Here is a 16223-nt window from a genome sequence, read left to right on the forward strand (position 1 = left end):
TTGCATTTGTGTTTACTTAACCTAAGTAAACGCGTGCGTTGCGGAACATACGCATCCAAGGGCTATCTTCACCCCACTCATCTGGATGCCAGCTATTCGCAACGGTACGGAACACGCGCTCTGGATGCGGCATCATAATCGATACACGGCCATCTTTCGTGGTTAGCCCCGTAATACCTTCTGGCGAGCCGTTCGGGTTCGCCGGGTACGTTGCGGCAACATCACCTCTATTGTTGATATAACGCATGGTGACTAAGCCTTCGGCATTTACTGTCGCAAGGTCATTCCCTTTAAACTCGGCACGGCCTTCACCATGTGATACCGCAATCGGCATCCGTGAACCAGCCATCCCTTCAAAGAACAACGAGTTGTTCTTTTGCACTTCGACTAAACTAAAGCGCGCTTCAAAACGCTCCGAACGGTTAGTGACAAAGTGTGGCCAGGCTTCTGCACCAGGAATCAGCTCTTTCAAGTTTGATAGCATCTGACAGCCGTTACACACACCTAAAGCAAAGGTTTTATTGCGTTCAAAGAAAGCTGCAAATTCATCGCGTGCGCGGCTATTAAACAGAATTGATTTCGCCCAGCCTTCACCTGCTCCCAATACGTCACCGTATGAGAAACCACCACAAGCAACAAGACCGTTAAATTTCTCGAGGCTCACACGACCACTTAAAATATCGCTCATGTGCACATCGATAGCTGCAAAACCAGCGCGATCAAATGCCGCGGCCATTTCAACGTGAGAATTAACGCCCTGCTCGCGCAAGATAGCAACCATTGGGTCGCGACCTGTGTTGATATATGGTGCAGCAACATCTTCGCTCACATCAAAACTCAAGTCAGCGAATAAGCCAGGGTCATTTAAGTTCTGCTTCGCTTCAAATTCTTCGTCAGCGCACGCTGGGTTATCGCGCAAACGCTGCATTTGATGGGTTGTTTCAGCCCAAATCGCACGATAATGACTACGCAGATGCGCTAGCACTTCTTCGCCGTTACGGTTAAAGCGTACGACATCTTCGCGTACGGGACGACCAATAACATGCACACAGTCTTCCAGACCATGTTCGGCGTATACGGACATCACCTGCTCAAGATCTTCGACGCTAACTTGTATAACGGCGCCAAGCTCCTCACTGAATAATGCCGCTAAGTCGTCGTCGCCTAAATTATCGAGCGCCACTTCAACACCACAATGACCAGCAAACGCCATTTCAGCAACGGTTGTAAACAAACCGCCATCAGAGCGATCGTGGTACGCCATTAGCTTCTTGCCATGAACCAGTTGCTGCGTAGCATCGAAAAAGCCTTTCAATGTTTCCGCGCTATCAACATCAGGGGTGACATCACCAAGCTGGCGATAAACCTGTGCTAGCGCAGAGCCACCAAGGCGGTTCTTGCCACGACCTAAGTCAATTAACACCAACTTGCTATCGCCCTTGTCCATGCGCAGTTGTGGTGTCAGTGTGCGACGTACATCGCGAACCCGACCAAAAGCCGTGATCACTAGGCTTAATGGCGCAGTGACTGCTTTAGAGCCTTCGTTGTCTTGCCACTGGGTTTTCATCGACATCGAGTCTTTACCCACGGGAATCGTAATACCGAGCGCCGGACACAGCTCTTCACCAACGGCTTTCACGGCTTCATATAAACCCGCGTCTTCGCCAGGGTGACCCGCTGCAGCCATCCAGTTTGCTGACAATTTAACGAATTTCAAATCGCCAATATCTGCCGCGGCAATATTAGTCAGCGACTCGCCAACTGCCATGCGCGCCGAAGCGGCGTAATTCAATAATGCCAATGGTGTCCGTTCACCCATCGCCATCGCTTCACCCGCATAGGTGTCGTAACTTGCCGCGGTTACCGCAACGTCAGCCACCGGAATCTGCCACGGACCAACCATTTGGTCACGTGCAACCAAGCCAGTTACCGTGCGGTCACCAATGGTAATTAAGAACGTTTTCTCGGCAATTGCTGGTAAACGTAATAAACGTTTCGCTGCTTCATTTAACTTAATCCCGTCGCGCTCAATCGCTTCACCCTGAGCTTGCTGAGAAGCCACATTGCGATGCATTTTCGGCGGTTTACCGAGCAACACGTTCAGCGGTAAATCAATTGGTTTGTTACCAAAGTGCTCGTCGGTTAGCGTTAAATGCTCAGCTTCTGTCGCCTCGCCAATCACTGCAAACGGTGCGCGCTCACGCTTACAAATCTCTTCAAATACGTCCATGCGATCTGGCGCAATCGCCATCACATACCGCTCTTGAGATTCGTTACACCAGATTTCTAGCGGTGACATGCCCGGTTCGTCGTTTGGCACTTTGCGGAGCTCGAAGTTACCACCGCGACCACCGTCGCTCACCAGTTCTGGCATTGCGTTCGACAAACCGCCAGCACCTACGTCATGAATAAACGCAATTGGGTTCTTGTCGCCAAGCTGCCAACAACGGTCAATCACTTCTTGGCAGCGACGCTCCATTTCTGGGTTGTCACGCTGTACTGAGGCGAAATCAAGATCTTCACTCGAGGTACCTGAAGTCATTGACGATGCGGCACCGCCACCTAAGCCGATATTCATGGCTGGCCCGCCTAAAACAACTAATTTCGCGCCAACCGGAATTTCACCTTTCTCAACATGCTGCTCACGAATATTACCCATACCGCCAGCAATCATAATTGGCTTGTGATAGCCGCGAATCTCTTCGCCATTGTGGCTGTTTACTTTCTCTTCATAGGTACGGAAGTAGCCCGTTAATGCAGGACGACCGAATTCGTTATTAAACGCTGCCCCACCTAAAGGGCCTTCAAGCATGATGTCGAGAGCGGTCACAATACGGTCAGGCTTGCCGAAGTCTTCTTCCCAAGGCTGTTCAAACCCTGGAATGCGTAAGTTCGATACACTAAAACCAACCAAGCCGGCTTTTGGCTTCGAACCACGTCCTGTTGCGCCTTCGTCACGAATTTCACCGCCAGAGCCTGTGGCAGCACCTGGATATGGCGAAATAGCAGTTGGGTGGTTGTGCGTTTCAACCTTCATCAAAATATGAACAGGCTCGTGGAAGTAGCTGTACTCTCCCGCTGCACTGGTTCCAGCTGGATACGGATAGAAGCGTCCCGCCTCCGATCCAACCATAACCGCCGCGTTATCTTTGTATGCTGAAAGTACGTTGTCAGGCGTTACTTCGAAGGTGTTTTTGATCATCTTGAACAACGATTTCAGTTGTTCCTGACCATCAATGGTCCAATCGGCGTTAAAGATTTTATGACGACAATGCTCTGAGTTGGCTTGCGCGAACATATACAGTTCAATGTCATTCGGATTACGCTTCAGCGCGCTAAAGTTTTCAAAGAGATAATCAATTTCATCATCAGCAAGCGCTAGGCCCATGTCGATATTTGCGCGTTGCAATGCTTCTCGGCCACCCTGCAAAATATCGATGCTTTTCACTTCCGCGGGTTCAGCCTCGTGGAACAATACCTTGGCATCATCAAGATCGCGCAGCACCATTTCGGTCATGCGGTCATGAATCAGTGCGGCGGCTTGTTGCAGTTGAGCTTCGGTTAAATCACCTGACAAATAATAGGCAATACCGCGTTCAATGCGGTGAATTTGCGTTAATCCACAGTTGTGCGCAATGTCTGTTGCTTTTGATGACCATGGCGAAATGGTGCCTTGCCGTGGTATCACAACCAATAATTGCCCTTCAGGAATGTGCGCCGCCAAGGCTGGTCCATAGGTCAATAATTTGGTGAGAACTGTCGTCGCCTCATCGTCGAGCGTCTGTTCTACATCAACAAAATGCATAAACTCGGCATAGACTTCTGCTACCGGCAGTTCAGCATTTTGCAGGAGCTGCAATAATTTCTCAGTTCGAAATTCAGACAAAGCGGGGGCACCGCGTACTATTTCCACAGACATGTCTCCAAAAATTATTGGGGTGATTTATTCTTTCTCAGTTAAACGAAACCACTTTTGCCGACGCTCGGTTTGCAAGTGGCGTTGTTTACGTAACCAGGCGCGGCGACGCTCTGGCGATACTAATCGACGATTCTTATTGCGCATTAATTGACTCCATCACCGCTTCCTTCAGGAACCGTGATTTCCATAGGCTTGGCTGGAATCCGTCCTCGATTGTCTAGCCATACCAAGGTGTCGTAATAGCGACGTATGTTCCCTACGTATCGCACCGGTTCATCACCACGTGCAAACCCAAAACGAGTTTGTCGATAAAACTGCTTCTGTCTTAATAAAGGTAGACGTTTTCGCACATCAATCCAGCGATCGGCATCACCGCCTTGCTGCTGTGTCAGAATTCGAGCATCTTCTAAATGGCCATAACCAATATTATACGCTGCTAGCGCAAACCAAATGCGATCCGGTTCAGGAATTCGTGCCGGAATACGCTGCAGCATTAGCTCAAAATAGCGCGCGCCACCTTGAATACTTTGCTCTGGATTCAAGCGACTCGTAACACCCATTGCTTTTGCGGTTGGCAACGTCAACATCATCATGCCACGTACGCCTGTCGGCGAGATAGCACGTGGATTCCATAAACTTTCTTGATAACTAATCGCCGCTAGCAAACGCCAATCGAGTGCACCCGCATGTTTCTCAAAAACATCCCGATATTTCGGCAGCACGGTTTGGACGGCACTAATAAATAAACTGGTATCAACATAATTGAAGCTGGCGACGTGACCGAAATGTTGGTCCAGAAGTTGCGATAGTTGCCCTGAATGACGGAGGTTGCCGAAAAAAGAAATGACTTCGGAGTACAAGGAGGCGTCGACTTGCTTGTTCAGTAGCCAAGCAATATCCACATCGTCGCGAACGGTAAAAGCGACACTTAGGTTCGGGTAATAACGACGCTGTACATCTAATGTATTGCTGTCCGCAATGGGATAAGCAATATCGCCTTCGGCCACTTGGCGCAGTAATTCGCTGGCATCATGGTCATCGGTCGCGCGCCATTGAAGCTCTGGATAATCGTCTTGTATTTGCTGCAACCAGTCATGGTGGCTTGAGCCTTCGACTACAACGAGTTCAGCCTCGAGTTCTTCAAGGTTTCGCGGTCGCTCACGTGCGCCTTGCTTAAACACAATACGTTGTGAGATTTCAAAATATGGCGGCCCAAAGCGAAAGCGTTGTTCGCGCTGACTGGTACGGTTTAATCCGGCCGCTAATACATCAACTTCGCCGGATTCAAGTAAATCTAAGACATTCTTGACGTTGTAGCGTGACACCATCTCCACTTCAACGCCAATTTCTTCAGCAAATTGCTTGGCAAGCACATACTCAATACCCGCTTCACCTTCGGCGTCGAGGTAATAACTGGTTGGTCCGAGTAACGTCCCTACCCGCAATACGCCGCGCTCTTTAATGGCGTCAAGCTGGCTCGGCTGCGGCTCGGGCGCACACCCGAGCAACAAACCTATCATGAGCCAGCTAAAAAGCCACTTAAGCACGTATTATTCCCATTCAATCGTAGCCGGTGGTTTACCTGAAATATCGTAAACCACACGTGAAATACCATCGATTTCGTTGATAATACGGTTAGATACTTTCTCGAGCAATTCATATGGCAAATGAGCCCAACGCGCTGTCATAAAATCGATGGTTTCTACGGCTCGTAGCGCAATCACCCAATCGTACTTACGCGCATCGCCCATCACGCCAACCGAACGCACCGGTAAGAACACCGCAAAGGCCTGACTGACATCATGATAAATACCGGCGTTGCGTAGTTCACTGATAAAGATGTGATCAGCGCGACGTAATAAATCACAGTATTCTTTCTTCACTTCGGCCAGAACGCGCACACCAAGGCCTGGGCCTGGGAATGGATGGCGATATAACATGTCGTAGGGTAAGCCAAGCTCAAGACCAATTTTACGCACTTCATCTTTGAACAGTTCGCGTAATGGCTCAACGAGGCTGAGTTTCATGTCTTCTGGCAAGCCACCCACGTTATGGTGCGACTTAATGACATGTGCTTTACCGGTTTTCGAGCCTGCCGACTCAATAACATCTGGATAGATGGTGCCTTGCGCCAAAAATGATACGTCTTTGATGCGGCTCGCTTGCTCGTCGAAAATTTCGATAAATACGCGACCAATGATTTTACGTTTTGCTTCTGGATCTTTTTCGCCAGCAAGAGCATCAAGAAAACGATTTTCTGCGTCAACATGAACAATGTTCAAACCATAATGGTCGCCGAACATTTCCATCACTTGCTCAGCTTCTTGCCAACGCAACAAGCCATTATCGACAAATACGCAGGTAAGCTGATCGCCAATGGCACGATGCAATAACATCGCAGTCACTGAGCTATCAACGCCGCCAGAAAGTCCAAGAACAACTTTCTGATTGCCAACTTGCTCGCGAATGCGGGCTACTGCGTCATCGATAATGTGTGCCGGCGTCCAATTCGTTTCGCACTCACAAATCTCCACCACAAAGTGTTCAAGCATACGCATGCCTTGGCGCGTATGAGTTACTTCTGGGTGAAATTGCACACCATAGAAATCACGTTTGTCGTCAGCCATAGCGGCGATAGGGCATGTCGGCGTTTGCGCGACAATATCAAAGCCTTCTGGTGCTTCAATTACTTTGTCGCCGTGGCTCATCCACACATCTAGCAACGGATTACCATTTTCGTGCACACTGTCTTCAATGTGATGGAATAACGGACATGGCGCAATGCGCTCAACTTGGGCATAACCGAATTCACGTTCGAGTGAACCTTGAACTTTACCACCAAGTTGCTCGGCCATGGTTTGCATACCGTAGCAAATACCGAATACTGGTACGCCAGCTTCAAACACATATTCAGGCGCACGCGGTGAGTTTGCTTCAGTAACTGACTCAGGACCACCTGACAAAATAATGCCGTTTGGTTTAAAGTTTTTGATATCTTCCGCGCTGACGTCCCACGCCCATAATTCACAGTAGACACCTAGTTCACGAATTCGGCGAGCAATTAACTGCGTGTACTGCGAGCCGAAATCTAAAATCAATATACGATGTGCATGAATATCTTGCATGTTGGCTTAACCCATCCGATAGTTTGGTGCTTCTTTGGTGATTTGCACGTCGTGTACATGAGACTCACCCATGCCTGCAGCTGTTACTTTTACAAACTGCGGCTTGGTGCGCATTTCTTTCATATTGGCACAGCCGGTTAAGCCCATTGCTGAACGTAAGCCACCCATTTGCTGGTGAATAATGGTGGCAATTGGCCCTTTATAAGCAACACGGCCTTCAATACCTTCAGGAACAAGCTTTTCAGCTTCGTTGGTCGCTTGGAAGTAACGATCTGACGAACCATGACGTTGGTTCATTGCACCGATACTGCCCATACCGCGATATGACTTGTAGTAACGGCCTTGATAAAGCTCAACTTCACCTGGCGACTCTTCGGTACCGGCTAACATGCTGCCAACCATCACACAGTCAGCGCCAGCAGCGATAGCTTTCGCGATATCACCTGAGAAACGGATACCGCCGTCAGCAATCACTGGAATGTTGGTGCCTTTAAGTGCGTCAACCGCGTCAGAAATTGCCGTAATTTGTGGTACGCCACAACCAGTCACAATACGTGTAGTACAAATTGAACCAGGGCCAATTCCCACTTTCACTGCGTCTACGCCGGCATCGGCCAGAGCTTTCGCGCCAGCGCCAGTCGCCACGTTACCTGCAATGATCTGTAAGTCAGGATAGGTTTTACGTGCCCAAGCCACACGGTCGATAACGCCTTGCGAATGACCATGCGAGGTATCAATCAGCAGCACATCAACACCGGCTTCAACCAACGCTTCAACCCGCTCTTCTGTACCCGGACCAACGCCAACCGCTGCGCCAACGCGTAAACGACCTAGTTCGTCCTTACAGGCGTTTGGTTTATTTTCAGCTTTGGTAAAGTCTTTTAGAGTAATCATGCCGCGCAAATGAAACGCATCGTCAACCACCAGTATTTTTTCAATACGGTGCTGATGCATGAGGTTCAAAATTTCTTCGCTTTGCGCATTTTCTTTGACGGTTACAAGCTTGTCTTTTTGCGTCATAATCGAGCTTACTAGTCGATTGTCATCGCGCTCAGCACGGGTATCGCGGCCGGTAATGATACCGACCAGTTCGCCAGACTTCTCAACCACTGGAAAACCGTGGAAGCCGTGTTCCACTGCTAATGCACGAATTTCGCCAAGCGAGGTGTCTGGGCTAACCGTAATTGGATCAGAAACCATGCCACTTTCGTATTTTTTCACTTTACGAACGTGTGCGGCTTGCTCAGCAATGGTCATATTCTTATGAATGAAACCGAGACCACCTTCTTGCGCTAACGCGATTGCAAGCGCAGCTTCGGTGACGGTATCCATTGCGGCGGAAACCATTGGAATATTGAGTTCAATTGAGCGTGTTAATCGCGTTCGCAGGTCCGCTGTATGGGGCAACACGGTTGAATGTCCAGGGACGAGCAAAACGTCGTCAAAGGTAAGGGCTTCTTGAGCAATTCGTAGCATGGCAACATCTCACTGGCTGACTTAATGTTGCGGGCAGATTTTACTCGCAAACGGCTTTTCAGTAAACTGATTTTTTCAATTCTTACCGAGGTTTTATCATGCAACAACCGCACATTTTTACCGTCTTTGGTCTCAATACCGAGGTAAGACAGGTGCTTGAGCAAGGCTTCGGTTCTATTTGGCTGGTTGGCGAAATTTCAAACTTTGCAGCGCCAGGCTCCGGCCATTGGTATTTTACCCTAAAAGACGAGCGTGCGCAGATTAAAGCGGCGATGTTCAGAAATGCCAACCAGCGCGTCAAAATACGGCCTCAACATGGCATGCAGGTGTTGGTTCGCGCCAAACTTACCGTCTATGAACCTCGCGGTGACTATCAATTAATTATTGAACACATGGAAGATGCCGGTGCTGGTTTGTTGCAACAAAAATACGAGCAACTGAAGGCGAAACTGCAATCTGAAGGACTTTTCGCACCGGAACATAAACAACCGCTACCGGAAACCATTAAGAAAGTCGGCGTTATCACGTCGCCGACCGGTGCTGCAGTACGCGATATTCTCGCTGTATTGAAGCGTCGCGACCCAAGTATTGAAGTCATTATTTATCCAAGCTCGGTGCAAGGACAAGCTGCGACCGGCGAACTATTGAACATGTTACAACGTGCTGTCATGCGCAATGAAGTGGATGTATTGATTATGGCTCGCGGGGGCGGCTCATTAGAAGACTTATGGTGCTTTAACGATGAGCAACTGGCTTATGCATTGCATAGTTGCCCGTTGCCGACAATTTCTGCGGTTGGTCATGAAGTTGATTTCACCATTTGTGACTTTGTTGCGGATGTTCGCGCCCCAACGCCTTCTGCTGCCGCAGAATTAGTTAGCCGTGATCAGCGCGAAACGCTCGCACGTATTCAACATTTGAGTCATCGCGTTGAACAAGCTTGGACGCGTCACTATCGTCAGCAGCACCAATACCATGCGCATTTGTCTCAGCGTTTGCAGCAGCAACACCCGCAACGGCAGTTACAACAAAATGGCCAGCGCCTCGATGAATTGGCAATGCGCACACAAAATGCCATGCAGCGCTCTCTGCAACAGGCAAAAAGTAACCAAATTCAATTACATTCGCGCCTAAGTAACGTTCATCCAGAGCGCCGCATTACGCCATTGAAACAACAGCAGCAACAATTGCAACAGCGCCTAAGCCTTGCCATGCAGCAATTATTGAAGCAACAACAACAGCGTTTCCAGTCACTCACGCAAGGTTTGCACATGGTTAGCCCGCTGCAAACCATTGAGCGTGGCTATGCTGTGGTGCGCAAAGGTGATGGAAGTTTAGTACGCAGCCCCAAGCAATTGACTCAGGGCGAAGCGTTTCAAGTGAAGGTTGCCGAAGGTGAGTTTACGGCAACAAAAACTGAATAAAGGCGTACCACAACGGTAACGTGATAAAACATAGCAGCACGCCGTAACCGACAATAGCTGCCGACAAGGTCGGCGCTAACCCGGCCATAATTGCCAATGCGCCAGCAGAGATCATGGCTGGCATCGCCGCTTCCATAATCGTGACTTGCACCGCTAATTGCTCAAGCCCAAAACCATAAAGCACGGCGAGGGCAATCACTGGCGTTGCGATGAGCTTTAAGCCAAGTGCCCAATAGAGCGGCCCACGATCTTCCTGCGGCAATCTGAATTTCAACTGAAAACCAACCGCCACCATGATCACCGGCACTAAGGTAATTGCCAGCGAATCAATAAACTGACGCATCACCTCAGGGTATTCAATACCGCGCATCAGGAGTGCAATGACTAACGCCACAAATGGTGGAAATTTCGCTATACGAAGGGCTATTGCGCCAGCACTCGGCCGTTTGGCTTCAGTGCCGGGCTCATGACTATATATGGCGGCAATAATCGTCGCGTAAATCGACAGAATAAAGAACGAACCAAGCTGGTCATACAATAGCGCGTAGGGAATGCCTTCGGGACCAAAAAACGCTTCGACCATCGGAAATCCGACAAACGATGTGTTGCCGAGTGGCACAACGATCAGCATGGCGCCTGTGGTCATTCGCGACCAGTTAAGCCACTTACTCAAGCCCAGCAATACAGGAACCGTTACTGCCAGCAGCAACCATGGCATCAAGGCCGGATATAAGAGTTCTTTGCCGAAAGTAAGGCTAGGTATTTTTTGCAGGACAACCGCTGGTAATGCAACATAAATCACATAAGCGTTAAGAATTTGTCCGGTATTTTGCGGGAATTGCCGGCTACGTTGTAGTAATAAGCCAATAACAACGTAACCGGCAATAAAGATGAAGTTGGCCATCGTAATTATGCGATCCAGATTGCATTAAAAAGATGGTCTAATTGTAACCTGCTTAAGGCAAGGTTAAAACTTGTGTTCGATACCTAGCGCCAAATAGCTTTGGTTCACATCGATAGAGTCTAAATCACGACCGGTGTACCACGTGTAAACTTTCGTGTTTTTACCCAGCTTGTAATCAACACCAGCTGCCAACGAGGTTTGCTCGCCGTCTACGCTGAAGTCCATACGCTGGAATTGCGCTTTGAACGTGAAGTTTTGATATGGGTATTTAACGCTTGCAACGTAACCATCCGCTTCGGCTGTGCCATCAACTTGTTCTTGTTGTTGCCACATTAAACCGACAACGGCCGATGCTAATTTGGTGTAACCAACAACACGCTCAATGTCATAGCCATCAACTTTACGGTCAACCGCACCGCCTAAATAGAATGACGTGTCATCAAGGCCTTCGTCACCGTAGCTGATTGCAGTCGAGATACCGTCGTCAACCAGTGGATCGTCGCTCGCGGTGTAGCTTACTTGAAAACGCACTTGATTAAATGCTGGCGAATAATAGCTCACAGTATTGCTAAGACGATTTTCGCCTTCAAACAAGGCTTTGATGTCGGCCTCATAATCGTTGAAAAGATCGATATCACCTTGGGTTGTTTTTAACACTGTATCGCGGCGACCAATAGTGATTTCACCAAAGTTGCCTTTCAAACCAATGTATTGGTTACGTGATTTCAGGTTGTCTGAACCACCGATATCAGCAACATCAACTTCCCACTCAAGCTTATAGATAACTTCTAAGTCATCATTCAGTTGAGCGCCGCCTTGAATACCGAAGCGCGATGCATTTGAGACAACGTCAGTTTGCGAGCCGTTGCCATCATCAAGGTCATTGCTTTGCAACGATACGTTAATTTTACCGTAGATATCCCACGTTAACGGTTGCTCTTCAGCAACAACTGCAGATGAGCCCAATGCGAGAATTGCTGGAACAGTTACCAATAAAGTTTTTTTCATGACATAGCCGCCTAAATATAGGTGAACACTCTGTGGACTATAGACCACCCCCCCGATTTAGGCGCTATGTTATGTCAGAAATATGACAGTTTCATGACTATGTTTCAGTTTTCTGTCTTTTTTATGGCATTCGGATGACGTTTATATGTCAGCACGTAATTTCTGTAAGCGATTTTGCTGCTCTTGCTCTGCCTGAGCGTAGCGTTCCCATTGACTAGCCGACTTACGTGCATCATCAAATTTCTTCGCTACCGCAAATGCTTGCAGCGCTGCATTAAAGTTCTCGAGATTCAATTCTGCCATTCCAATGACGAGATGCATGGTACCTGGCTGTTTCAGGCCACCTTTTTCCAGTGCGGCTTGAGCGGCTGCAATTGCATCTTTATTGCGTTCAGCATTTAACAATAATGTTGCGCGTTGCGCATCGAGTTCACCATCATCGCTTAGAGCGGCTGCAGCTAACAGTGCTGCGCTAGCTTTGTCGGTTTCGCGTGCTGCTACCCATGCTTGGGCTAATAGTTTCAAATTACGCAAGTTACGCTCAACGGCGCCCTGCTCTAGCGCTTGCTCAAGAACCTGACCAGCTTTGTACGGAACATCATTGAAGAAGTAGGTTTGTGCCAAGTTCAGCAAATCTTGCCCTTTGGTTAAGAAGCCCTGCTGGAATGCGGTTTCTAACATTGCCAGTTGCTTGTTCTCTTGACCTAATTGACCATAGACGCCCGCTAATTGAACCCAATACTCCGGCTTATTGTAGTAACTCACCATGTCTTCTAACACGGCTGCAACACGCTTGGTGTCGCCCAGCTCGAAATAGATGGCTCGCTGCAGTACCAGCCAATTTTCTTCTGGAACTTGTTGCTTTGACTCAACGCTATCAATGGCTTTCGTAATTGGTGCTAATGCGGCCTTATAATCACCTTGTTGATAAAGCGCTTGGGCTTTTAAAACCCAAGCTTTTTGATGTTGTTCTGGTGCGGTTACACGCTCCCATTTCTGCAAATAATCAATTGTTTTCTCAAACTCACCTTGGCCCAGAGCTAACTGCGCTAAACTGAATAACGTATTTTGCTCGAGTGCTTCTGGAATGGCGTCTTCTTCAACCACTTTGGCAAAATAATCAATGGCTTTCGCAATGTTATCTTGGCCGTAATACATGTACCCGTAGAAGTTCCAAAGCATGGCGCGCTCATAGCTATTCATGCTGCTGAGCTTGCTTTCAACATTACGCAGTACGTCAAGCCCCGCGCTTACATCGCCCTCGTCAGCGAGCTGCTGTGCGCGCGCTAATTGGCTATAAACTTGCTCACGCAACGCTGGGGTTTTCTTGCGCTCTTGCGCAACCGCAGACGAGTGAACAAAAACCGTGATAAGTGCAGCGACGATGATGAAATAACGCATAAGATTGTCTCCTAACCATCAATGGCGAATGTTAGACGGTTTTGAACCCCTTCAACTTCAACAGGTTCACCGTTCACAACGCGCGGTTTGTACTTAAACTTAAGCACCGCATCCATGGCTGCTTGGTCAAAAATATTCTCTGGCTGTGCTTCAATCACATAAGGATCACGCACGGTGCCTTGTTTGGTCACCGTAAAGCCCACCACAACATAGCCTTCAATGCCACGTTGCAAAGCGCGACGCGGGTACACCGCTTGCACTTTGACAATCGGCAGATATTCACCGTCGCTCGTGTCTAAACCAACACCGCCAGACAAACTGGTATCTGCTTGGATTTCTGCCGAGAAATCGAAACCAGCAGCATCTGCATCCACTGATTCACTTTGCATTTGTGGCTGCGGCATATCCGGTGGTGGCTGTTCAGGCTCTGGTGGACGCTGCGGCTTACGCTCTTTTTGCTGCACAACTTCTTCCGGCTTCACACGAACAAAGTCCAGAACGCTCCCTTTCGGTGGTTCTGACATTGCCCCTTCACCACCTACAATCAGCGATTGCATGAGGTAAAACAGCCCGGCTGTAATAGCAAAAGCGGCGACGAGTGCGAGCAGTACACGTTTCATAACTAGTCTTCTTGCGTTGCAATCGAGACATCAAAGACACCAGCTGCACGAGCGGCATCCATCACTTTAATTAAGGTTTCCGTGGTCGCTTTTTTATCCGCTTGAATCACCACCGAACCTTGCGGGTTTTCCGCATACAAACGTTCAATGTTTGCTTGCACCGCACGGGCATCAACCTGACGTTTGTTAATCCAGATTTCACCGGTATCACTGATAGCAACCAAAATATTGGCGCGATCTTTTTGCACCGCAGTTGCCGCTTCTGGACGGTTCACATCAATGCCCGACTCTTTCACAAATGAGGCGGTAACGATAAAAAAGATCAGCATGATGAAGACAACGTCAAGCATTGGCGTCATGTCAATCTGTGCTTCTTCTTCATCAACTAAATTTGCAAAATGTTGTTTCATTGCGCCTTACCTCTATTTGCTAGCAAGCGATTGTGCGCTTGAGTGATCGAGTAACAAACGATCTTCTAATTTGAGCCGTTCACGTTTTGCCGTGCGCTGTAGCCAGGTTGTTGCAAATACACCAGACAATGCGCCAACCATGCCCGCCATGGTAGGAATAGTCGCTTTCGATACCCCTGCTGCCATTGAACGTGCATTGCCGGTACCAGCTACGGCCATCACGTCGAACACTTCAATCATGCCGGTTACCGTTCCCATCAAACCAAGCAGCGGACATAACGCCACCATGGCTTGCAGGATGGGTAGGTTGCCGCCTAATGCAATCGACACCCGCGAGATAATCGCACCACGAATTTGTTCAGCCTGCCATGACGAACGGTCAGCACGATTATTCCAGTTCGCCAAAGCTGCTTTTGTTGCTTGGCGATGACCGCGTAAGTAGTAGAAGATACGCTCTAAAATCATCAGCCACATGACGAAAATAAGTACCCCGATAACCAGCAGCACATTGCCGCCGGTTTCGATGAAATCTTGAATAGCATTGCTGAATTCGAGCAGAAACATGATTAGTGACTCCGCTCAGAGCGCTCCGCAATAATGCCTGAGGCTTGTTCTTGCAGCACATGCACAATGTTGCGGCTACGCGTGTTCAAGGTTGCGAACAGCAAGGTCATTGGAATGGCAACCACAAGGCCGAGTACAGTTGTTACCAAGGCTTGTGAAATACCACCCGCCATCAGTTTCGGGTCACCCGTACCAAACAAGGTGATGGCTTGGAAGGTATTGATCATACCGGTAACCGTACCTAACAGACCCATCAATGGTGCAACCACCGAGATGATCTTAATGAACGTCAAGTTACGCTGAATTTTTGGCACTTCACGCAGAATGGCTTCGCTAAGTTTCAGCTCCAAAGTTTCGGTATCAACATCAGGATACTTTCGTTGCACAGCCATCACACGACCCAATGGATTGTCTTCTCGGGCTTCAGTTTGCTTCATTTGACGCTTCACTTTGCCGCCCATCAGCGTCAGCGTGATAAAGCGCTCAACAGCGATCAATAAACCAATCACACCAAGTGCAAGAATGATGTAACCAACCGTACCGCCTTGATCGATGCGCTCGCCTAAATCAGGCGCTTGCACCAAAAGGCCAAGAATTGAGCCGCCCGTTGGGTCCATTGCAAACTTGACAGGGTTTTCGTCTGCTTGCTCTAAGGCAGTCACTGTATCCAAGTAACGACCAGATGGCTGACGAATTAATTCAGCGACGGTATCGGTACCTGGCACCAGTTCAAGATACTGACCATCGGCAACCATGTTGAAGGTACCAACGCGAGTTACTTGCTTGGTAACCTTCTCACCATTCGCGAGCGTCACTTCGGTATCAAACTGACTGACTTTGCCTGACTCCGCCATTTCTTGGAGTAGTGCCAACCAAACTGATTCAATTTCTTCAATGGAAGCCAACTTAGAGCTGCTACCCATTTTTTGAGCGAGGTCGCTGAGCTGTTCGCTGCGGCCAGGGAACTCCACCGAAACAAATGATGTTTGTAATTTGCTGCTCGTATCGCCAGCAACTTGTTGCAACACGCCAAAGAGTTCACGAAGCGAGCCCATGCGTTGCGTTAACGTATCGGTTAGGCCGGCAAGCTCAATCTCGTTTTTCTCAAAATTCGTTTCGAGCGTTTCGCTTAGTTTTTCTAAACGGTCGCGTTCAGCAATCGCTTCACGAAGAATTCGCTCTTGCTCGTTCGCTTCGGCGCGGAATCGTGCTTCACGTTGTTTATTTTCTTCGGTTTGCTCAAATTGACCTTGCTGTAATTGTTTTAACAACTGGTCGAGGTTAATTGGGTCTTGCGGTGCGCTCAACGCCTGTTGAGAAATCAATAACGCTGTTGCCGCTAAGGTACTTGTTAGAATTTGCTTCAACATGG

The 16223-nt window shown here is 48.6% G+C and carries 12 protein-coding genes; 1 reads left to right on the top strand and 11 read right to left on the bottom strand.

From position 1 onward, the window contains the following. Positions 1 to 16: 16 nt before the first annotated feature. From purL to guaB, 4 genes are all read right to left on the bottom strand, one after another. Entirely contained in the window at positions 17 to 3913 is a 3897-nt protein-coding gene (purL, locus tag CWI76_RS10250) for a phosphoribosylformylglycinamidine synthase (RefSeq protein ID WP_126760264.1), read from the bottom strand. 149 nt (positions 3914 to 4062) lie between these two features. Beyond that, positions 4063 to 5439, bottom strand: coding sequence for a membrane-bound lytic murein transglycosylase MltF (mltF, locus tag CWI76_RS10255; protein ID WP_126760386.1), 1377 nt, complete (start codon positions 5437 to 5439; stop codon positions 4063 to 4065). Between the two features lie 30 nt (positions 5440 to 5469). Further along, a complete protein-coding gene (gene guaA / locus CWI76_RS10260; protein WP_126760265.1) occupies positions 5470 to 7044 on the bottom strand; it encodes a glutamine-hydrolyzing GMP synthase in 1575 nt (524 codons plus the stop codon). Positions 7045 to 7050: 6 nt separating this feature from the next. Next, the gene (gene guaB, locus CWI76_RS10265) at positions 7051 to 8520 is read right to left on the bottom strand and encodes an IMP dehydrogenase (protein WP_126760266.1); all 1470 of its coding nucleotides are present in this window, start codon (positions 8518 to 8520) and stop codon (positions 7051 to 7053) included. Positions 8521 to 8618: 98 nt separating this feature from the next. Here guaB and xseA point away from each other — a divergent pair, with 98 nt between their 5' ends. After that, entirely contained in the window at positions 8619 to 9944 is a 1326-nt protein-coding gene (gene xseA / locus CWI76_RS10270; protein ID WP_126760267.1) for an exodeoxyribonuclease VII large subunit, read from the top strand. Here xseA and CWI76_RS10275 read toward each other — a convergent pair. The 7 genes from CWI76_RS10275 to CWI76_RS10305 all read right to left on the bottom strand — a co-directional run bounded on the left by CWI76_RS10275 (position 9922) and on the right by CWI76_RS10305 (position 16221). After that, positions 9922 to 10848, bottom strand: coding sequence for an AEC family transporter (locus tag CWI76_RS10275; protein WP_126760268.1), 927 nt, complete (start codon positions 10846 to 10848; stop codon positions 9922 to 9924). The genes xseA and CWI76_RS10275 overlap by 23 nt on opposite strands. Before the next feature lie 63 nt (positions 10849 to 10911). Then, positions 10912 to 11856, bottom strand: a complete 945-nt coding sequence (locus CWI76_RS10280) for a porin (protein WP_126760269.1) — start codon at positions 11854 to 11856, stop codon at positions 10912 to 10914. Positions 11857 to 11997: 141 nt separating this feature from the next. Continuing rightward, the gene (locus CWI76_RS10285) at positions 11998 to 13257 is read right to left on the bottom strand and encodes a tetratricopeptide repeat protein (protein ID WP_126760270.1); all 1260 of its coding nucleotides are present in this window, start codon (positions 13255 to 13257) and stop codon (positions 11998 to 12000) included. 11 nt (positions 13258 to 13268) lie between these two features. After that, positions 13269 to 13877, bottom strand: a complete 609-nt coding sequence (locus CWI76_RS10290; protein WP_126760271.1) for an energy transducer TonB — start codon at positions 13875 to 13877, stop codon at positions 13269 to 13271. A 2-nt stretch (positions 13878 to 13879) separates the two neighbouring features. After that, on the bottom strand, positions 13880 to 14287 hold the full coding sequence (locus CWI76_RS10295; protein WP_126760272.1) for an ExbD/TolR family protein: 408 nt from the start codon (positions 14285 to 14287) through the stop codon (positions 13880 to 13882). A 12-nt stretch (positions 14288 to 14299) separates the two neighbouring features. Continuing rightward, positions 14300 to 14845, bottom strand: coding sequence for a MotA/TolQ/ExbB proton channel family protein (locus tag CWI76_RS10300; protein WP_173021042.1), 546 nt, complete (start codon positions 14843 to 14845; stop codon positions 14300 to 14302). Between the two features lie 8 nt (positions 14846 to 14853). Continuing rightward, positions 14854 to 16221 (bottom strand): MotA/TolQ/ExbB proton channel family protein, encoded by a 1368-nt coding sequence (locus CWI76_RS10305; protein WP_126760274.1) that lies wholly within the window; start codon positions 16219 to 16221, stop codon positions 14854 to 14856. Positions 16222 to 16223: the final 2 nt, after the last annotated feature.

The organism is Pseudidiomarina marina (assembly GCF_003987045.1).
GTDB classification, from domain to species: domain Bacteria; phylum Pseudomonadota; class Gammaproteobacteria; order Enterobacterales; family Alteromonadaceae; genus Pseudidiomarina; species Pseudidiomarina marina.